At 39.5% G+C, this 21,258-nt stretch carries 17 protein-coding genes; 11 read left to right on the top strand and 6 right to left on the bottom strand.

All coding sequences use genetic code 11. The features are described from left to right. Positions 1 to 36 precede the first annotated feature (36 nt). Positions 37 to 1,542 (top strand): OmpP1/FadL family transporter, encoded by a 1,506-nt coding sequence (locus tag GJ691_RS12770; protein WP_154367476.1) that lies wholly within the window; start codon positions 37 to 39, stop codon positions 1,540 to 1,542. Between the two features lie 80 nt (positions 1,543 to 1,622). Here GJ691_RS12770 and GJ691_RS12765 read toward each other — a convergent pair whose 3' ends face one another. Together GJ691_RS12765 and GJ691_RS12760 are read right to left on the bottom strand one after the other, a co-directional pair. Further along, positions 1,623 to 3,041, bottom strand: coding sequence for a T9SS type B sorting domain-containing protein (locus GJ691_RS12765; protein ID WP_154367474.1), 1,419 nt, complete (start codon positions 3,039 to 3,041; stop codon positions 1,623 to 1,625). Positions 3,042 to 3,168: 127 nt separating this feature from the next. Next, entirely contained in the window at positions 3,169 to 4,977 is a 1,809-nt protein-coding gene (locus GJ691_RS12760) for a T9SS type B sorting domain-containing protein (RefSeq protein ID WP_154367472.1), read from the bottom strand. 133 nt (positions 4,978 to 5,110) lie between these two features. On the opposite strand from GJ691_RS12760, the gene folE reads away from it, so the two are divergent. From folE to GJ691_RS12730, 6 genes are all read left to right on the top strand, one after another. After that, positions 5,111 to 5,791 carry a GTP cyclohydrolase I FolE gene (gene folE, locus GJ691_RS12755; RefSeq protein WP_154367470.1) on the top strand — a complete coding sequence of 227 codons (681 nt, stop codon included), beginning with the start codon at positions 5,111 to 5,113 and terminating at the stop codon, positions 5,789 to 5,791. Between the two features lie 15 nt (positions 5,792 to 5,806). Then, complete coding sequence (cysS, locus tag GJ691_RS12750; protein WP_154367468.1) at positions 5,807 to 7,288, top strand: cysteine--tRNA ligase; 1,482 nt, start codon at positions 5,807 to 5,809, stop codon at positions 7,286 to 7,288. Positions 7,289 to 7,324: 36 nt separating this feature from the next. Beyond that, a complete protein-coding gene (yidD, locus tag GJ691_RS12745) occupies positions 7,325 to 7,564 on the top strand; it encodes a membrane protein insertion efficiency factor YidD (protein ID WP_154367466.1) in 240 nt (79 codons plus the stop codon). Positions 7,565 to 7,806: 242 nt separating this feature from the next. Then, positions 7,807 to 8,769, top strand: a complete 963-nt coding sequence (gene lgt / locus GJ691_RS12740; RefSeq protein ID WP_154367464.1) for a prolipoprotein diacylglyceryl transferase — start codon at positions 7,807 to 7,809, stop codon at positions 8,767 to 8,769. Positions 8,770 to 8,801: 32 nt separating this feature from the next. Continuing rightward, positions 8,802 to 9,296: a DUF192 domain-containing protein gene (locus tag GJ691_RS12735; protein ID WP_425481743.1), complete on the top strand. Its 495-nt coding sequence runs from the start codon at positions 8,802 to 8,804 to the stop codon at positions 9,294 to 9,296. Positions 9,297 to 9,300: 4 nt separating this feature from the next. Next, positions 9,301 to 9,828, top strand: a complete 528-nt coding sequence (locus GJ691_RS12730) for a GNAT family N-acetyltransferase (RefSeq protein ID WP_154367460.1) — start codon at positions 9,301 to 9,303, stop codon at positions 9,826 to 9,828. Between the two features lie 35 nt (positions 9,829 to 9,863). Here the strand turns inward: GJ691_RS12730 and GJ691_RS12725 are convergent, their stop codons facing one another. Further along, entirely contained in the window at positions 9,864 to 12,635 is a 2,772-nt protein-coding gene (locus tag GJ691_RS12725; protein ID WP_154367458.1) for a phosphoenolpyruvate carboxylase, read from the bottom strand. A gap of 205 nt (positions 12,636 to 12,840) precedes the next feature. Here GJ691_RS12725 and GJ691_RS12720 point away from each other — a divergent pair, with 205 nt between their 5' ends. The 3 genes from GJ691_RS12720 to GJ691_RS12710 all read left to right on the top strand — a co-directional run bounded on the left by GJ691_RS12720 (position 12,841) and on the right by GJ691_RS12710 (position 15,405). Continuing rightward, positions 12,841 to 14,082 carry an ATP-binding cassette domain-containing protein gene (locus GJ691_RS12720; protein WP_154367456.1) on the top strand — a complete coding sequence of 414 codons (1,242 nt, stop codon included), beginning with the start codon at positions 12,841 to 12,843 and terminating at the stop codon, positions 14,080 to 14,082. 77 nt (positions 14,083 to 14,159) lie between these two features. Further along, complete coding sequence (locus GJ691_RS12715) at positions 14,160 to 14,546, top strand: hypothetical protein (protein ID WP_154367454.1); 387 nt, start codon at positions 14,160 to 14,162, stop codon at positions 14,544 to 14,546. A gap of 478 nt (positions 14,547 to 15,024) precedes the next feature. Then, complete coding sequence (locus GJ691_RS12710) at positions 15,025 to 15,405, top strand: hypothetical protein (RefSeq protein ID WP_154367452.1); 381 nt, start codon at positions 15,025 to 15,027, stop codon at positions 15,403 to 15,405. Positions 15,406 to 15,466: 61 nt separating this feature from the next. On the opposite strand, the gene secDF is transcribed toward GJ691_RS12710, so the two are convergent. Further along, on the bottom strand, positions 15,467 to 18,439 hold the full coding sequence (secDF, locus tag GJ691_RS12705; RefSeq protein WP_154367450.1) for a protein translocase subunit SecDF: 2,973 nt from the start codon (positions 18,437 to 18,439) through the stop codon (positions 15,467 to 15,469). 157 nt (positions 18,440 to 18,596) lie between these two features. Continuing rightward, on the bottom strand, positions 18,597 to 19,523 hold the full coding sequence (mdh, locus tag GJ691_RS12700) for a malate dehydrogenase (RefSeq protein ID WP_154367448.1): 927 nt from the start codon (positions 19,521 to 19,523) through the stop codon (positions 18,597 to 18,599). A 251-nt stretch (positions 19,524 to 19,774) separates the two neighbouring features. On the opposite strand from mdh, the gene GJ691_RS12695 reads away from it, so the two are divergent. Next, positions 19,775 to 20,152 (top strand): hypothetical protein, encoded by a 378-nt coding sequence (locus GJ691_RS12695; protein WP_154367446.1) that lies wholly within the window; start codon positions 19,775 to 19,777, stop codon positions 20,150 to 20,152. A 75-nt stretch (positions 20,153 to 20,227) separates the two neighbouring features. Here GJ691_RS12695 and GJ691_RS12690 read toward each other — a convergent pair whose 3' ends face one another. Continuing rightward, entirely contained in the window at positions 20,228 to 21,232 is a 1,005-nt protein-coding gene (locus tag GJ691_RS12690) for a DUF6588 family protein (protein ID WP_154367444.1), read from the bottom strand. Positions 21,233 to 21,258: the final 26 nt, after the last annotated feature.

Below are 21,258 nucleotides of genomic sequence, written 5' to 3'. Positions count from 1 at the left end.
TGACATTTATTATACCGAGATAAAAAACCATATACGATGAAAAGATATTTAACTTTCATAGTGCTACTGGCCTGCACGGTTGCAAGTGCACAGAATTTAAACGATGTATTACGATACAGTCAGGAAAACCTGCAAGGGACTGCCCGTTTTCAAGGTATGGGTGGTGCTTTCGGGGCTTTGGGAGGCGACCTCTCGGCCTTGAACATCAATCCTGCCGGATCAGCCGTTTTCAACAATAGCCAGTTTACCGTTTCAGGATCTAATTACCATACGGATAACACCGCAACATATTTCGGTACCGGCAGAAGTGCAAATGAAAACAATTTCAACCTGAACCAAGTGGGAGGTGTTTTCGTTTTTAAAAGCAGGAATGATTCCGATTGGAAAAAAATGGCCCTTGCCATTAATTATGACATGGTACAGAGTTTTGATGACGAGTATAGGATATCAGGTACAAGTGACCAAGGTATAGATAACTACTTTTTGAATTATGCTGATGGTGTAGTACCATTTAACTCCATATTAATACAAGATGGGGAATATATAGAAAATGCATATTTGGATATTGGTGCGTATCAAGGATTTACCGATCAACAGGCGTTTTTAGGGTATTATGGCGGTATTATTGATCCCGTGGGTGAAGATGATACTACTACCGACTATATTAGAAATGCTTCATATAGTAACGTTAATCAAGATTATGCTAGATACACTTCTGGTTACAACAGTAAATTCAATTTAAATTTCGCCACCCAATACCAAAATAACCTTTACTTAGGTGCTTCCTTGAATTTCCATACGGTTTTCTATGATCAATTCGACGAAATCAGGGAAACCGGTTATGATTCGGGATCTGCCATTCAACGAACGGATTTTTCAAACTTTTTACATACAGAAGGCTCTGGATTCTCATTTAATTTGGGGGCAATTGCCAAGGTAAACCAGAATATACGGGTCGGTGGTAGCTACCAATCCCCTACATGGTATCGATTAACCGATGATTTATCGCAACGGATCAATTCTGATTTGGCGGATAGTGAAATCAACTTTATCAACCATGACATCATTAATCTTTTTGAAGAATATACCATTAAGACGCCGGCTAAATTAACAGGTAGTGTGGCTTTAATTTTCGGTAGGGACGGACTTCTTAGTTTTGATTACGACTACCAAGACATGTCCCAAGCCGAATTGCGCCCTACCAGCGATTCCAGTTTTTCAACTGTAAATTCAGAAATCGCCAATAACCTCGACGGGGTTTCCTCTTTTAGGCTGGGTGGTGAATATCGCATAGAACGTGTTAGCCTTAGAGCTGGCTACCGTTTTGAACAGAGTCCGTATGCCGACGGCAACAATATCGGTGATTTAAATGCTTACTCAGGAGGTATTGGTTATAATTTCGGAGGCAGTCGTTTAGACCTTGCTTATAACAGGACCGAACGTGATTATAATCTACAGTTGTTCGATACCGGCCTACCCACCCCGGCCCTTATCAACAAACAAAATACAAATATCACCTTAAGTTACACTTTGAATTTTTAGCCAAGCATAAATTAAGACACTATCAAACAAAAATGCCCTGACTGAACGTCAGGGCATTTTTTATATCCGTAAAAAGCGTTTTATCTTTTCAATGTAAAATGCGTACGCAAGGTCCTAGCCACAATAACACCTTCCTCATCCCGTGAATAATCCATTTTAAACCAATAATCGGATGAAGGCATGGGTTTACCATTAAAAGTTCCGTCCCATCCTATGGTCGACGCATCTAACTGTTTTATCAATTTACCATAACGATCGAATATATGTACAACCGGGTCTATAAGTGTCTCTATCCCCTTAACATTCCAATAATCATTATACGTATCGTTATTTGGCGTAAAGAATTTAGGATAACCTACAACTAAAAAATCAATCGGTTCGGTAGTTCCACAACCATTTAGATCATTAATGATCACCGAATTAATTCCTGGGGGTACATCATTGAAAACAGGGTTTTCTTGAAATTCACCACCGTTAATCGCATATTCATAGTCACCGTCACCAATAACAACGATCTCTACATTATTACTATCGGCCAAATCATCAAGTATGATTACTTCATCCAAAACCGGGGTGCCATAATAGGTAATCAATATATCATCGGTTATGACCGTTGCCAAAGAGGTTTGGATTTCAACGAAATAACGTCCGGAATTAGGGCTTGTAACCGTTAGTTCCGTTTCCGAAGGGCCATCTGCCAAAGTAGCATCCACTACACCATCATCTTCATAATCCACAGTCCATGTCACATTGGTTATATCTGGCCCAGCCGGAGAATTAAGGGCACTCAAGGTTATATCCGGATCACCCTCACAGGCAACGATATCCAATCCCAAAAATTCATCCCGAAGGGTGCAATCCAGTACGTTGTCTTGATCTGCATCTACAGAACTACCCGTAAAGGTCAATGAAAACTGTTCGGGATCACCATCAAAATTTGTATTGAAATTATTGATAAGAATATAATAGATTTCACCTGGAATTACATCCAACCATTCATCATAGGTATTCTGGCTACCTTTTACAAAGGGGCCTCCGGCAACGCCGTTTTCGGGATTAACTCCTATACCCGTAAAATTGGTATTGTTTACTTCGTAGTTACATCGAATTGGTTGAGCCGTACCATTACTGATACTTGCACAATCAACATCAGGACCATAAACGGCAAAATCCCACTCAGCAGTAGGTGTTCCCGTTCCTCCAATGGGCAAAGCTTCGATATCAAAACCGACTTGACCACCGGTACCGGCCCTAAAAACAAACCATGAAGTGTTGTTTTCAATATTGGCAGAACTGACACTTCCTTTTTCCAAACAACCACTTTGCCGAATCACATCGGGATCAAAATCATCGATATCACCACTACCATCCACAAAAGGCATTATAGGTTCCCCATCCGCACAAACGGGAATGGCGCTTCTACAATCCGGGGAGTTTTGGGCGTTCAAACCCGTATAAGACAGGAATAAACAACAGAAAACAAAAATGAGTGTTCGCATAGAAAATGGGGCTAACATTGTACCAGTAACAACTAGTATAACTCTAGCACCCCTATTTTATTATATTTTGACGGAATTTTATGTCGTTAATCGATAAAATACAGGGATATTATCATTTAACAAGCATCTACCTTTTAAGAGAAAAGTGATTATTGATATATTTTGCGAAGGACCGTTCCCCACTAGAATCCGTATAACTCAATTTAAACCAATAATCAGATGAGGGCAGTGCTTTCCCATTGTATGTACCATCCCATCCTATAGTATTTGCATTAAGCACTTTCACCAATTTACCAAAGCGGTCGTAGATACTCACAATAGGGTTTTCTAGTTCCGAAATCTCCAATATATTCCAATAATCGTTTTTACCATCGCCGTTTGGAGTAAAGAATTTCTGAAATCCGACCACAACAATCTCCTCGGAAACCATTCCACAGCCATTAATATCATTAATGGTTATCGTATGCGGACCAGGTAAAACATCGACAAAAACATTAGATGTTTGAAAATCCCCCTCATCTAACTGAAACTCTATATTTTCAGTGACATTCGTTAAAACTGTTACTTTATTATTGGCTTGCAAATCTTCGATCAACACATTGGTTATTACAGGTGTTACCGACCTAGCAACTACAATAGTCCTAGAATCACTACAGGACAATCCTCCCTGTGAATTAGTTGCCGTTAGCAAATAAGTCCCTTCTTGAGAAACCTCAAGACTGGATGAAGTCTCCCCTGTATCCCACAAATAGGTATAGTTTGGGTCTGGAGGTGTGGTTTCCCCTATAACGATACTTGGGTTTCCATTACACAGAAAAACCTCTGTATCAAAATCCATCACAGGGGATTCAAGATTGGTCAACTGAAAATATTTTGACGCATCGTAACATTTGGGATTGCTTAAAGAGGTGACCCGCACATAAATGGTCTGTGAACTATTATCTGTTTCCAAGGATTTAGGCAAAAAATCAATGCCATTAACGGCATCAGCCAAGGTCGTGTGGTAACTCACAATAAACGCTGAAGGATCCTGGGTTCCCAAAACCTCAATATCCTTTTGTGAAAGGTCATAGGTCGTTGCCCCTGAGCATGATGAATCGTCGGCTACGGGAAACGCAACAGGATTGGCCGAAAAGCTCACTTGCACATCACTGACAATTGAGCTACCGTCCGAAAGTGCAGCATTGACCCTATATGTACCATTGGAAACCACCTCGAGCAAAGAACCATGTTCACCTACAATAGCCTGGAAACCACTACCTACATCTTGAAACCAATCGTAGTTAACCGCCGTTGCGGCAGAAGCGTCCAAAGTAATGATATCATTTTCACAGGCAGCCACGGGAGGCCCCAATAAGTTACTGATTATGGAACAATCCAAAGCATCATAAGGATTCGTTACAAAAATACTACCGGAAAACTGGATTGAAAACCCTGAATTGTTATTACTGAAATTATTGATCATTAAATAGTAGTCCTCCCCCGCTTCTACCTGGAGCCAATCCTCATACTGGAGATTTGCTACGGAACCGGTTGGATCCTCCCCCACGCCCATAAAGGAATCTTCATCTTTATTATCAAAAAAATTACAACGAACGGGTTCACCCAAAGCATTACAATCATTCGTTTTATACAAAGCAAAATCCCAGTCTTCCGAATCATCAAAGCCAATATTAAAACCCAACTGGCCCGAGGCCCCAGTCCTAAAACGATACCAAGCAGAATTCGATTCTATAGCCCCAGTAGTAGTTGCTTCAAGGCATCCGGTCTTTCTGGCCCCATTAAAATCATCGACCCCAAATCCTTGAGTACCCCCATTTATGGGAGTACTATTACAAATAGGCACGGCGTTGCCACAATCGGGAGCTACCTGCGCGAAAGCACGGGAAATCCCCAACATGAAGGTTAAACAAATCCAAATACCCTTATGCTTCATACATCGTTTAAGCTACTAGAACATAAAAATAACCGGCAATTTCCCTTAACACTAATTTATGTTGTGTATTAGGTCAATACAACTATAAAGTGCCATATAATGTATATCTTTGCCGTTCTTTAAAGTTTTTTAAATGAAAATTGACAGCACATTGGAAGAGCAATATGAGGAAATGGGAAACGACCATGTTTCTTCTGCCGAGGACACTCCACTACGTGAGGATGCGTTTGTATTGAGTGATGATGAAAAGATGGAACGAATAAGGACCAACGTACGAGAGATAATGCTCACTTTAGGCCTTGACCTGGAAGACGATAGTCTAATGGGCACCCCTAACCGGGTAGCCAAAATGTTCGTAAAGGAAATTTTCAGTGGGCTAGACCCGAAGAAAAAACCCAACTCCTCTACCTTTGACAATAAATATAAGTATGGTGAAATGTTGGTTGAAAAGAACATTACACTGTATTCTACTTGTGAACACCATTTATTGCCCATAGTCGGTAGGGCGCATGTAGCCTACATCAGTAATGGCAATGTTGTTGGACTTTCAAAAATGAACCGTATTGTAGACTATTATGCAAAACGGCCGCAAGTACAGGAACGTCTTACCATTCAGATAGTTCGGGAACTCCAAAGGGTTTTGAATACTGAAGACGTGGCCTGCGTTATCGATGCCAAACATTTATGTGTAAATTCCAGAGGAATCAGGGATATAGAAAGTAGTACCGTAACCGCGGAATACGGAGGTAAATTCAAAAACGAAGCCCTTCGAAGCGAATTTTTGGAATACTTGAATCTAGAAACAAAGTTTTAATCTTCTTTCGCCAAAATGCAATTGTACCAGGAACAAACCCTAAAGATCACCAATTCACTTAGTGGTAAAAAGGAAATATTCAAACCCATAAACGAAGGTCATGTAGGCATGTATGTCTGTGGCCCAACAGTTTATAGTAATGTACATTTGGGCAACTGCCGAACTTTTATGTCCTTCGACATGATTTTCAGGTATTTGCGTCATTTAGGCTATAAGGTCCGCTATGTTCGTAACATTACCGACGCAGGTCATTTGGTAGATGATGCGGATGAAGGTGAGGATAAGATTGCAAAAAAGGCAAGATTGGAGAAAATTGAACCAATGGAAGTCGTACAACGTTATACCGTTGACTTTCATTACATCTTGGATCAATTCAATTTTTTACCACCAAGTATCGAACCCACGGCAACCGGCCACATTATAGAACAGTTGGAAATCATAAAAGAAATTCTTGAAAAAGGATATGCCTATGAAATCAACGGTTCCGTTTATTTTGATGTTAAAAAATTCAATGACACATTTGAGTATGGAAAATTGAGTGGCAGGAAATTGGAAGACATGATTGCCAATACCCGGGAATTGGCCGCACAGAGCGAGAAAAAAAATCCTCAGGATTTTGCCCTTTGGAAAAAAGCCGAGCCGCAACATATTATGCGCTGGCCTTCCCCATGGGGAGACGGTTTTCCAGGATGGCATTTGGAATGTACGGCAATGAGCACAAAATATCTTGGGGAAACCTTCGATATCCATGGTGGTGGAATGGATTTGAAATTCCCACATCATGAATGCGAAATTGCCCAGGCCGAAGCCAGTAATGGCCATTCTCCCGTCAACTATTGGTTACATGCCAATATGCTGACCATGAACGGAAAGAAAATGGCAAAATCCACGGGGAACAATATACTACCTGGGGAAATTTTCTCAGGGGAAAACACCATATTAAGTAAACCTTTCTCGCCCTCCGTAGTCCGGTTTTTCATGATGCAGGCCCACTATACCAGTATTTTGGACTTAAGCAATGATGCGCTATTAGCCTCCGAGAAAGGATACCATAGATTAATGGATGCTTTTGACAACCTTAAGAATCTTGAAACCGACACAATATCCGATTTCGATGTTCCCGGATGGAGACAGAAATGTTATGACGCCATGAATGACGATTTTAATACACCTATTCTAATCGCACATTTATTCGAGGGGGTAAAACACATCAATCTGATCAAAGAAGGAAAAGAAAAGATAACCTCAACTGACAAAGACCTTTTACAACAAACCATGAGCGATTTCATATTTGATGTATTGGGCTTGGAACATAAAACGGAAAGTAACCAAGATTCGAACAAACTACAAGGTGTTGTTGAATTATTGATCGAACTACGAAACGAAGCCCGAAGCAATAGGGATTTTTCGACTTCCGATAAAATACGTGACCAGTTGTCGGCCATGGGAATTCAGTTGAAAGACGGCAAAGAAGGGACTACGTTCAGCGTATCCTGAACACTTAACAAGGAATAAATCCGATTTCATAAGGATATGGCATCGAAAATTACTTTAAAAAAAATTCTGATTGCCCCTTTTATATTATTGGTGCGATTTTACCAATATGCCATATCCCCTTATACTCCGGCAACATGCCGATACTCCCCTACCTGTTCCCAATACACCGTAGAAGCCTTACAAAAGCATGGTTTGTTCAAAGGTGGATGGCTGGCATTAAAACGAATCTTCAGTTGTCACCCATGGGGCGGTAAAGGTTACGACCCCGTACCATAAAAAGACAAATCCCAAAATCAAGTTCCAAGCACCAATATGAAAACCCTGAATTACCCTCTCCTTCTGAGGACAACCTAAAAAAGTAACCCGATTTATTTTGAGTACTTAATTGAAAACAATTAGAACTCTCATAACAAAAATGGAAAAAATTTAATATGATAATATCAGTCTTATATCTATTTTCTAAAAGCGTAGCGGTCTAGCCCATCTATTTTATTATCTTAGCTTTTCAAATTTTACATATGCACTTTTTAGGCCTCATTTGGAATCCGAACGATACTTTGTTCAAAATCGGTTTCCTTCAGATAAAATATTACAATTTATTATGGATTATCGCCTTTGCAGTGGGGTGGTTCATCATGAAACGTATTTTCTCCAACGAAAAAAAGTCCGTTGAACAGCTTGATTCGCTTTTCATACATACCGTTTTGGCCACAATGCTCGGTGCGCGTTTAGGGCACGTTTTTTTCTACGATTGGCCATATTATAAAAATCATATAGCGGAAATACTTTTACCCATTCGAGAAAGTGCAGGCAGCACCCTGTTCGGGATCATAAATGGTTATGAATTTACTGGTTTCACAGGATTGGCAAGCCATGGGGCTGCAATAGGGGTTATCATAGGTATGTACTTGTACACGAGAAAATTTCCTGAATTCAAATTACTTTGGATTTTGGACCGATTGGTAATACCCGTATCCATCGGAGCTTTTTTTGTTCGTTTGGGCAACTTTTTCAATTCAGAGATCAATGGCAAAGTTACCGATGAATCCTTCATTTTCGCCACCAAGTTCATTCGGGATTCCGATGACATGCACCCGCAGAAAGCCATGGCCGTTACCAAAGAAAAAACGGTGAATGCCGCTTATGACGCTATTGCACATAAAGCTGAATTTGCCGAGTACCTAAATCAGATTCCGTATAGACATCCTGCCCAATTGTACGAAGGGGTGTGTTATATTTTCCTCTTTATCCTATTATACTTCCTTTATTGGAAAACCGATAAAAAGGATAAATTGGGATATCTTTTTGGACTGTTCCTGGTTATACTATGGACCATAAGGTTCTTTGTAGAATTTGTTAAGAAAAGTCAGGGTGGTTTTGAGGAAACACTAGGCCTATTATCCACAGGGCAATGGTTAAGCATTCCTTTCATTATAATCGGTCTTTATTTTATGTTGAGACCTAGTGCCAAAAATTCATAGTCGGTATTCAACCTGGCCTTTACAAACATTGTATGATGAAAAAACACAGCCTCTTATTACTGCTTTTCTTAAGTATCTCGGTATTTTTCGTTTCCTGCAAGGAAGAAACCAAAAAAACCATTAAAACAGAAAAAATCTCTTTTACCAAAGAGGGTACGTTGACCATTTACAAAGCGCAGACCGATTCTGTCCTAACCAATTTGGACATAGAAATCGCCGAAACGGATTATGAGACCGAAACCGGTCTCATGTACCGAAAAAGTATGGCCAAAAACCATGGAATGTTATTTATATTTCCTGATGTGAGACAACATTACTTTCATATGAAAAACACCGAAATCGGTTTGGATATCGTATTTATCGGTGAGAATATGAAGATTGCCAGTTTTCAGGAAAATGCCCAACCTTTTGACGAAAAAACCTTGCCATCCCAGGTGCCCGTAAAATATGCATTGGAAATCAATGCCGGTCTTGCGGAAGAATGGTTATTAGAGGTTGGCGATAGGGTCGAGTTCACGAAAGATTAAACTAATGGATTATCTTTTACATGGAGAGACATCTGAAAGATTGACCTATAGAAAATTATTGCCTTCAGATTTTGACCTTTGGCTCCCATACTATTCAGACCCATCAAGTTTTCAATATTGGTCCGAAGAAATAAAGAACCCCGTGCAGGCCTGTGAAAATTGGTTTGAGAAAGCCTTCTATCGTTACAGGAACAATCTAGGAGACATGAACGCCCTTATCCTAAAAGAGAATGGAACTTTTATTGGGCAATGCGGACTCCTTACACAAACCGTTGATGATATTGAAGAGCTAGAAATCGGGTATTCTTTACTCCGACCTTTTAGAAACATGGGCTATGCGACCGAGGCCGCAATAAAATGCAAATCTTTCGCCTTTGAGCATAACTTGGCCAAGTCATTGATATCGATCATTCATATAGATAACAAGCCATCCCAACAAGTAGCACTTAAAAACGGCATGTTATTGGACAAGACAACTACCTACAAAGACAATCCCGTTCATATATACAGGGTAACCGTAGAAAAAGCTTAATGGCTTCAACATTTAAAGAATAATCCAGCCATTGATCAACCGGTATTTCGATTGGCGCCTGCTATGGCATTGATAGTCAACATCAGTTCTATCTGGGTCTTTTGGGCCGCTTCCGGGTTTTCAGTTTTTTCTACCCTCCATTTGCCTAAAAGTTCTATCTGCTTTTTATGCAACCTATCCATCAGAGGAGCCCTTAGGTGATTGGAATAGTAAAGATCCTTTCTCCTTTCCTCTATTCGTTTACCCGTAAGGTCATCCATATAAAAATGCATCAATTTCAACTCTGCCAAGAATTTTGATAAAAACTTATTCTTTAATTCCGCATTGGGCACCAATTCAGAATACATTTCCATCGTTTTCTCATCGGTTGCAACAAGACTACTGTCAACATTCGTAAATACATATTTAAGAAATGCATCTGTTTCCAGGGCTTTTTTAAGCTCTTCATATTCTGATGGCTTTGTGGTCTTCAATTTTTCCAAGGCCGACCCCAATCCGTACCAACTCGTCATATGGTAGCTCGCCTGGCTCCAAGAAAACACCCAAGGTATGGCCCTTAAATCTGCCAAGGTATTGGCGCCGGTCCTTTTTGATGGCCTAGAACCGATTTTACTGGTTTCAATAGCATCTATAGGTGTGGCGGTCCTAAAATATTCTATAAAACCTTCAGAATTTATAAGATTTGCATATTGGTTTTTACTCTCTTGGGCCAACCACTCGATAATAGTTGCATTTTCATGATAGCTACGCTCACTATTATTATCCATTAATGTTTTAGTCAATGTATTTGCTACCAACAACTCCAAATTGAAGGCCGCATTCATCTTGTGCGCATATTTCTGGGCAATGGTCTCCCCTTGCTCTGTCAGTCGCATATTACCATTTGGCGATTTAAAAGGAAGTGCCTTGATAAAATAATGCGTAGGACCCGAACCCCTACTTATAGATCCACCCTTACCATGAAAGAACCGAATGTCTATATTATACTCTTCCCCTAACTGTGCTAATTTGTATTGGGCTTTGTACAACTGCCAATTACTGGACATGATACCTCCATCCTTATTACTGTCACTATAGCCTATCATGATCTGTTGCATAGGTCTAGACAGTCCTTGTTGCTCTTGTTGGTATTTTAGAGAACGCTGAACAATCGGGTTCAAAAAGTATTCCGCCAGAATAACGGGACCGTTCTTTAAATCTTCTATCGTTTCCAAAAGCGGCACCACGTGCATTTTAGAAACCAATCCATCGTCTGACATAAATGTGAGTCCGGCTTCCTTGGCCAAGAGATAAACGGTCATTAGATCAGAGAAAGAACGCGTCATACTTACGATAAACGACCCTATACAGTTAAAACCATAAGTTGCCGTATGCTCCTCAATGGTTCTATAACATTCCATAACCGCTTTGGCCTCCTTATCCAATGGGGTTTTAAAGTGTACAAACGGCCTGGCATGCTGTAGCTCCTTTAACAAAAAGGCAGTCCTCTTTTCTTCATTCCATTCACTAAAAGAACTTTGCTCCCAATGGGCCGCTTTCAGTAACTGCTCTATGGCCTTATCATGAAATGTACTGTTTTGACGTATATCCAATGCAGCAAGATGAAAACCGAAAACCTCGACAATACGCAAAGCGGAAGTCACATCTTCATATGCGACTGATTTAGCCCCATAACTTAACAATTCATTTTGCAACAACCCTAGATCGGATCTTAACTGGGAAGAATGTATATAGGCCCCTTTGGTATTGGATAATTTGGTCGCATGGCCACGTTCTGTGTCTACTGGCAATTTCGCCAACATCAAAGAAATAATTTGCCTAAACGCTTCCCCTGTATTTCTTCCCAAAACCCTATTTCCTCTTTCGTCTCCCAATTCAGAAACCATCTCTAGGACACGGGTTTGGTAAGGTTTGGAGCAACCCTCCAAAGGAATACTAAAACTAAGTCGCCTAACCAACTCGTTTAGTTTTCTGCTTATGACCACAAAAGCATTGAGCCGTAAGTGCAGTAAAGTATTCTGGGTTACATCTGCTGTCACCAAAGGATGGCCGTCACGATCACCACCCACCCAGTTACCAAAAGTAATCTTAGGATAGGCATGGCTGCTTTGTATTGCTCCCTTATTCATGTCCAATATCTGAGCAGCCTGTACTAATCGCTGATCAATGATGGGAATGACCTCGGGAAATACATTGACCAAATAATGTACAATATTTCTCAATTCCGATTCTACATCGGGTTTTTCCAAATATATCTCACCTGTCTTCCAAAGACGGTATAAACTAAGTTTTATGGTATTCCTGATATTGGCTTTCTCATACTGGGAATACATGGTATTCTCCATTTTCACCAAAAGAAGGTAAAGCTCACGATGATGTTCCAATACCGTAGCCCTCTTAGCCTCGGTAGGGTGCGCAGTTAGAACCGGTTCAACTGAGATTTCCTTCAAAATAGGTATGACCTCGTTTTCCCCCATACCCGCTTCTTTTAAAGATTTAAGGTTTGAAGCCCATAGACCATTAACACCAGCTAGATCGCTTTCTTCCAAAGCCCTTCGCTTCTGCACGGCATTATTGATCTCGACCATATTCACCAATTGAAATATTAGGGAATACAATTGAAGGGTTTTAGGGGTAATGGGTACTTCCTGAAGCTGCCCCTCATTGATCCATGGAATTGATTTCGCAATTTCACGTTCACCGTTCTCAACCAATACTTCATGTAAGGCCTCTAGTAAAAACCTAAGCCCCTTAAAAGCCTTACCCATTTCCTTCTCTACGCTCTTAAGTGTTATTGCTTCTTCCATTTCGATTCAATTTTAATCAGCTTTTTCAAGCACTGAAAATACCTCATAATATTCGAAAAACAAAGAGCATCTACAATAGAAAACATAAAATAATATTTTGATGACAATTGAAGTTATTATTAAGGAGTACAACCTTTCCGACCGGCCAACAACCTTTTATATGCCTTCTTTTCAGCGTATCTTTGATTAAAATTTCCTTTTAGAAATGAAAAAAGCAAAACATTGGGCCGTTTTCATCACGAACGAATCCAGAACAACGGATTTCATCAATGAAATCCTGGATGGAAAAGCCACGAAATATTTCGACGGACTGAAAGGCTTACAAGGTGCCCTTTTTTCAAAAATTGCCTTAACGAAACTAATTGACGAGGAAAGTAGACACGGTGATAGCGGACTAACCCTTAACCGTCCACAAAGCCTACAATCCATGTCGAGTGGAGAACAGAAAAAAGCCTTACTCCGCCACCTATTGAAATCAAAACCGGATTATATAATCCTGGACAATCCTTTTGACAATCTTGACAAACAGTACCAGACAGTATTAAGGGAAGAGCTTACAAACATTGCCAAAGACATAATCCTAATACAAATTATAAGTAGAAAGGAAGACCTCTTACCCTTCATTACCAACTTTATTGAACTTGTTGGAAATTCAATTATGGAACTACCCAACTTAAAATCGATAACCTCGGTAAATCATCAAAAACTAACCGGAGATATTCCCCCTCCCATAAAAGAAGTAGAATATAACCAAGATAATTTGATTTCATTAAAAGGAATTAATGTCAGTTATAACAATAGGCCCATTTTAAACAATATCACATGGAAAATAGATAGAGGTCAATTTTGGGAACTCAGTGGCGAAAACGGCAGTGGAAAGACCACGATTCTTTCTATGATCACTGGGGAAAATCCAAAAGGTTACGGACAGGAACTTTTTCTTTTTGGGCAAAAAAAAGGAAGTGGGGAGAGTATCTGGGACATTAAAAAGAACATAGGGTACTTTACACCATCAATGACCGACAAATTCACAGGCTACCACTCGTTGGAACATATGATGATCTCTGGCATTTTAGATTCCATAGGATTATATGTATTACCTACCGAGGCACAGTTAAGACTTGCCAAGGAATGGCTTCAACTCATAGGGATGTGGCATTTAAAAAATACCCTTTTTCATGATTTGACCCTAGGTCAAAAGCGATTGGTGATGACCACAAGGGCCATGATAAAACATCCTTTATTATTGATATTGGATGAACCGACAGCAGGCCTTGATGATGAATCTGCAGCGCTATTGGTTTCTTTAGTCAATAAAATGGCCAACGAAACCCAGACTACCATCATATTTGTATCGCATCGTGAAGAAGTGGGTTTAAAACCACAGTATAAGTTTGTACTAAAAAGTAGTAACGAAGGCTCTTCAGGTAAAGTTGTTATTCCTTAACAATACACTTTTTTGGATAGATAACTGACGTTAATTTATTATTTTTCAATATATTACGCATTTGAAAAATAATTGAAATGCCTGTAGAATTAACCCCCCGACTACAAAAGGACCATTTAAAAATAGTACTAACTGGCCAAAGAACCTTAGGGCAAGAAGGTCAGGAAGGCATACGAATATGGACAGAGATTACCCGTCTGTGCGAGGCAAGCAATATGAATCAGATATTGGTTCGTTCAAAGATAGAAGGTCGTATACCACCAAGTAGCATGTTCGAAGTAGCCGAGGCCATAGATAAACTTTCTTTTGGCAAAGATTTTAAAATTGCCGGTGTTGGATCAAATCAAATCGAGTATGCCAATTTAACCTTTTTTGAAAACTGTGCCTCCCGCCTGAATTATAAAATAAAATTATTCCTATCAGAATCTGAAGCCTTAAAATGGTTATTGAAAAAATCACATTAAGCACATAGGTTCTTTAACTACGATCAGTGTAGTTTTTTTCTATGGTTTCCTTGTAAATAAAAACACATTATTTCAATTAATAGTTGAAAATTCGCTTTAACTGAAGTAAATTTGAATTTTTATTTTTTGTCCGTTTCAATGATGGATACGCGAACTGTTTTTTAACAGGGCTCTTTGAATTATTTTAATGTTTGCATTTAATTTATACGAGATGCTTAGGAGGTCATATGGAAATGAATAAACAAAGGAGCAATATAAACCCACTGTGTACTCTTATTATATTCTTTTGAAAGAAACTTAGGTTATTTCAACGCCTATCCATATTTCCCCAATTCCTTTTTAAACCTGACAACTTTATTAAATTTCATTATCCGTCAGTTTTGTACAAGAAACTGGAACATTAACTAATTCTGACTTTTAATGAAGATTGACAATGCATGGATTCAAATAAACCAAATCATATCAAAAACAACTGATTATGCCTATTACATTACGCTTAAAAGTACATGACGACTTTGTTGAAGCCGAATTTACCGGAACGCGAGATATCGATAATGAATTAGAGGAAACCCTCAACGCATGGTCAGAAATACCCCCGTTATGCAAAAAGCATGGATTAAATAAAATAATGGCGGTCACCCATTTAGACAAAAGGCTTAAACTTGACCATTCCTTTGCTCTTGCCGACAAACTCGTCGCAATAGGGTTTATGCCCGATTATAAACTTACTGCTGTTATCCCAAACGACAAACTGCGCCTGGAATACGAGGTTTTGGCCACGTTTATCCGCAACTTTGGCTATGAGTGCGAAATATTCGCAACAGAGAAAGAGGCTAAAAAATGGTTGTTACACTCCTAAAAAGATATAAAAAAAGGCCGCTGATCAGCGGCCTTTTTTTATTGCTTCTTTTAAATATTTCTTATGCCTTTTCCTCAGGACCACTAATCTTATTCTTCAAGGTATCGAACATTACGGGAGTTGCTATAAATACAGATGAGTACGTACCTACTACAACACCAACGATCATCGCGAACATAAAGCCTCGTAAAGATTCGCCCCCAAATATGAATATGGCCAATAACACTACCAATGTAGTTAACGAAGTATTCAAGGTACGACCTAAAGTACTATTTACTGCATTGTTGATATTGACACCACCATGCCAGCCACGCTCTCCGGTTATTTCACGAATACGGTCAAAAACAACCACGGTATCATTCAATGAGTAACCGATAACCGTTAGTATTGCCGCTATAAAAGCTTGATCAATTTCCATATTGAACGGCATTATCTTTCCGGTCAAAGAGAAGATACCCAACACGATCATAACATCATGGAATACCGCTACGACCGCTCCTAAAGAAAATTGCCATTTTCTAAAACGCAATAGGATATATAGGAACACCACAGCTAAAGACCCGATAATGGCCAAAAACGCATTCTTTTTAATATCATCCGCAATAGTAGGCCCTACTTTCACAGATTGCATAATACCTACGGCCTTATCCTCGCTACCGAGTATAAAATCATCTTTCGACAATCCATCAGGAAGATATTTTTGAAGCGACGTATACAATTTAGTCTGAATCTCATCATCAACCTCTACACCTTCGACATCAACCTTATAAGGTGTTGTGATTTTTATCTGATTATCCTCTCCATAAGTTTTAACATTGGTACCACTTCCGAAAACGGTATTCAATTCGGAAGCAATCTCAGAAGCACTAACCTCATGCTCAAAACGTACTTGGTATGAACGTCCACCGATAAAGTCCACACCTTGTTGTAACCCTTGTCCAAAGAACAAGGAAAATATACTTACGGCGACCAAAATCAATGAGATCACATATGCTATTTTTCTCTTGCTCAAGAAATCGATGTCCAAATTTTTGAACAAGTTCTTTGTAAGTCCGGTTGAAAAATCCAATGTTCTTCCTTTTCCACTTAAATACCAATCCACTAAGAGTCTAGTAATGAATATTGCGGTGAACAATGAAGTAACGATACCTATTAATAAGGTCGTTGCAAAACCTTTTATCGGACCAGTACCGAACAAGAATAAGATCAAGGCCGTTAAACCTGTGGTGATATTCGCATCCAAAATAGAAGAAAGGGCATTACCGAAACCATCGGCAACCGCTTGGGACCTTCCTTTGCCCCTATCCAATTCTTCTTTGATCCGTTCAAAGATCAGTACGTTCGCATCTACCGACATACCAATGGTCAAAACAATACCGGCAATACCAGGTAACGTAAGAACAGCACTTAAACTAGTTAAAACACCGAATATCAAAAGAATATTCAACAACAATGCGATATCGGCGAAAAGACCTGCTTTACCATAGTAAAACACCATCCACACCAATACGATAGCCATAGCGATCAAGAAAGATATAAATCCGCTATTAATAGCTTCTTGACCCAATGAAGGACCAACAACATTGGATTGAATGATCTCAGCTTTTGCCGGTAATTTACCAGCTCGCAATACATTTGCGATATCCTTGGTTTCCTCTACGGTAAAACTACCTGTGATTTCGGTACCACCACCGGAAATACCACCAACAACCGAACAACCCGGAGCGGTATATACTTTATTGTCAAGAACAACGGCAATCCCCGTGTTGTTGATATTCGCATCACTTGTTAACTTCTGCCACTCTTTTGCACCTCTTGAGTTCATACTCATTGATACCGCAGGCTTGTTGAATTCATCATAGGTATCCCGAGCATCACTTACCACATCACCACTTATCCTAGGTGAACCACTTCTATTTGATTTCAAAGCATACAGATCAAGTACTTCAACATCGTCGGAAGAAGGCCTTTCCCATAAGAACTTGGTAAATTGGATATCAGCTGGCAATAATCGTTGTATCTCCGGCATCCTAAGATATTCACCCACTTTGGCCGTATCTTTAACAGCGGCCCTGAACATGGCATGCGTACCTGGGTTAGCAGGAAGCAATATATCATACAATGGATTCACCTGAGTCGGAAGATCCAATGAATCGGTAACATCGGATAACAAGGAATCCAATTCTGATTCCTCTTTTACCGGTTCTTCGACCTTTTCCGTTTTAACAAGGGTTTTAAGCCTTTCATTGGCGGCTACTATAAAGTTTCCAAAACTTGGATTGTTCTGTTCATAGGTTTCCCAAAACTCCAATTGAGCGGTACTGGACAAAAGCTCTTGGGCCCTTGCAATATCCCTAGCACCTGGCAATTCGACCAGAATCCTTCCTGAATTACCTTCCCTTTGGATATTAGGTTGGGTTACCCCAAAACCATCAATACGTTCACGCAATACCTCAAAAGCGGAAACAATGGATTCATCTATTTTCCTACGGATAATGGGTTTAACCTCATCATCTGTCATTTGGAAGTTGATTTCATCGCTCAACGTCTTATTCGCGAAAATATCCGGTGAAGCCAATTTGGTATCTCCCTTGATATTGTCGAAAGCATCAAAAAAGAGATCTACATAGGTATCATCACTACTTTTCGATGCCAAATCGGCATCTGCCAAGGCTTTATTGAATATTGGACTCTTAGAATTATCCGCCAACCCTTTCAAAATATCCTTTACGGATATTTGCAGGGTAACATTGATCCCCCCTTTAAGGTCGAGACCTTTGTTCAATTCCTTCTTTTTGGCTTCATCATAAGAAGTAAACCCTAATATAGGATTGCTCCCTATAGAATCTAAATAGCTGATTTCCAAAGCTTCCCTTTTAGAAAGATAATCTTCCTCAGCATTGGAAATTTTATTGGTCGCATATTCTTCAGCATCATTTTCAATCTTACTCGTAATGAAGGTATACGATAATTGATAGATACTAACAAGCCCGAATAAGAAGGCAAAAAGCTTTATAAGTCCTTTATTTTGCATTGGTTATGAATATTTTATGTGTGCTTTTCTCAACAGCCTGCAAATATATGATTTACCCTAAGAATTGGCAATATATTTGTAAGTTAATGTAAAAAACAAAGGCACCCTGATCAAATAAATCAGGATGCCTTTTGTAACATTATATTAAAGTGTTGTCTTAAACGTCTAAAAGTCCGTTAGTTTTCTTAACACCTTCTGCGCTTTCTTTCATTTTAGCTTTTTCAGCATCTGAAAGAGGCACGTCAACGATTTTCTCAATACCATTCTTACCTAAAATAACCGGTACACCTATGCAAATATCAGAAAGACCATATTCACCGTCTAACATAGTGGAGCAAGGGAACATTTTTTTCTGATCACAAGCAATCGCCTGAACCAATGCGGATACTGCCGCACCAGGGGCATACCAAGCACTAGTTCCTAATAATTTGGTCAAGGTAGCACCACCAACCTTTGTATCCTCAACAACTTGTTGTAAACGATCTTCACTGATGAATTCAGATACTCTAACACTATTTCTAGTTGCTTGTGAAGCCAATGGGACCATTCCTGTATCACTATGGCCACCTATAACCATACCATCGATATCGGATATTGGTGCTTCTAAGGCTTCAGCTAAACGATATTTAAAGCGTGCACTGTCCAAAGCACCACCCATACCTATAATTCTGTTTTTAGGCAATCCTGTTACTTTATGAGCCAAATATGTCATTGTATCCATAGGATTACTAACAACGATCAAAATAACATTTGGAGATTCTTTTACAAGGTTCTGTGCAACTGTTTTAACGATACCGGCATTTATTCCGATCAATTCCTCACGTGTCATTCCAGGCTTTCTTGGAATACCTGAAGTAATGACAGCGATATCACTACCTGCGGTTTTAGAGTAATCACTGGTAGATCCCGTGATTTTTGTATCAAATCCGTTTAAAGAAGCTGTTTGCATCAAGTCCATTGCCTTGCCTTCGGCATAGCCTTCCTTAATATCCAATATTACGACTTCAGAAGCAAAATCCTTAATGGCAATATACTCGGCACAACTAGCGCCTACAGCACCTGCACCTACTACGGTAACTTTCATATTATCTTGTTTTTATGTTGAAAATTTTAACGGTACAAAAGTACTGAATCGTGGGGAAAAAAATATGACAAAAATCAGTTTATATTTTTATTCATTTCCGACAAAGTGCACTCAAAATAGGGCAACTGTTAAAGAAATTTACCTTTCAACGAAGATATTCGAAATTTAGTGCAATTCATCGAATTTTAGCAATACCGATCACACCCTTTTCGTTCTATAATCATAAACCCCGAATCTATAATTACCTACAAATGAAGAAGCTATTTTCATTCTGTGCAATCGTTAGTATTATACTCGCTAGTAATTGCTCTAGAATACAAGAGAACAATGATCCTGTAATTGGAATTTGGTCAAGCGCATCTACCCTGACAGATGGTGACTCCGGAAAAGTATCAACTCGTTTTGAATGGATTTTCAACGATGCTTACCTTGGGCGCTATCACATCAAGGAAAATGGTACCGTCATTGCCAAGACCGATTTTAGATGGACAGAGGAAGACGGAGTATACACCATTACCTATCCTGGAATGGATGACAAGCCCGATGACAAGGTGACCATGAACGCAGTCACTGAAGAGCAAGCTACACTAGTAGATAGTAAAGGAGCTATACTTGCCATTAGGGAGTAAAAAACCTAATATGGATTAACATGAAAAAGCCCTGGCAAAATTTTTGCCAGGGCTTTTCTATTTTTAAACTAAGTGCTATCTAAAACCAAAATTGACACCTACAGATAAGGTATTGAATTCGGCCAAAGCATAGTCGGCGTGTAGCCTAAAGAATCCCAATTTCAATTTAGTTCCAATATTAGCCGTTACGCCATTGGCTTTTTTATCTATTGAAAAAGGATCTTCATAAGTTTGCTGAAAAGGTCCGGACTGCACAACATACGTACCAAGAACATCTGTTGTAGATTTTCCCGTAATATAGCCTAGACCGCCATAAAAATTAATAATAGGGAGCTTGGTGGATACCACGGCCTGAAAAACCCAAGTATTCACATCAACCTCCAATTTTTGGTCTTGACCAGCAACTATGTTTGAATTCGTAAAGTCATATGACCCATCTAAATGGGTATAACCGATTACCGCCGATATGGCAATAGGCAAAATCTTATCTGCCGGCAAATGTTTTGTAAGTTCATGCTGTATTCCAACGCCGTACATTCCAATTTCATAATCATCGGTACTGATCTTTGGCAAGAACCTTGCCTTGATTTCGGTACCTTTTATGAGACCTACACTTGCTTGCACAAAACCCGATGGCACAAAATTGATATTTTCTGAAGCTAAACCGGTCGGTAGCTCAAATTCCTCCCTGAACAATCCATTTTCATCTTCTACATAGACCATCACATTTTCAATATCACCTAAAGAGGTCGATACCAATTTTGACGTACTACCGTCAACAAATTTCAGATTGTCATAATCGGCCACATTCATTTCAAAGGTCTTTTTATCGTCCTTGTTCTTAAAACCGGCCATATTCCCGATTATTGATATTTCGAACCCGCCCAGCGGCTTCGCATCTGCGGTATTATACCAACCACTGGAAAGGCTATACATGAAACCTTCAGAGGCCGGAGCTATATAATCGGTTGTAAATCTTTCGGCATCATCGAGACCTGCCGCCAACACCTCATTGATATTGGATTGGGCCATGGCTTGGAAACCACATGCCACTGCTAATAGGGATAATATTCGTTTCATTTGTCTGAATTTTCCCTAAAACTAAA

Source organism: Maribacter luteus, from assembly GCF_009674825.1.
Classification (GTDB): Bacteria; Bacteroidota; Bacteroidia; order Flavobacteriales; family Flavobacteriaceae; genus Maribacter_A; species Maribacter_A luteus.
This window is presented reverse-complemented; position numbering and strand designations above follow the sequence as displayed.